The following is a 242-nucleotide window of genomic DNA, read 5'->3' as shown; positions in this document are numbered from 1 at the left end:
CTGCCGCCGTCGTTGTCGGTCACGGTCACGTCATAGCTGAAGGTGACCGTCTCGCCGGCCGCCAGGAACTGGGTGGCGGCATTGCTCACCGCGTAGTCCCAGCTGTCGCCGTCGGCGGTGAAGCCGCTGGTCAGCGCGCCGATCTGCGCCGGGCTCAGGGCGCCGCCGCTCCACACCGCATCGGCGTTGTTGCTGACGCTGACCGTGTGGGTGTTGGTGGTGTCGACGTCGGTGAAGCTCAG

At 68.6% G+C, this 242-nt stretch carries 1 protein-coding gene; it reads right to left on the bottom strand.

What is annotated here, in order from left to right; genetic code table 11:
* Positions 1–242 (bottom strand): VCBS domain-containing protein (locus MM194_RS21885; RefSeq protein ID WP_241344963.1); only part of this gene is annotated, 242 nt, incomplete at both ends.

This window comes from Aeromonas sp. MR16 (assembly GCF_022549315.1).
Classification (GTDB): domain Bacteria; phylum Pseudomonadota; class Gammaproteobacteria; order Enterobacterales; family Aeromonadaceae; genus Aeromonas; species Aeromonas aquatica.
This window is presented reverse-complemented; position numbering and strand designations above follow the sequence as displayed.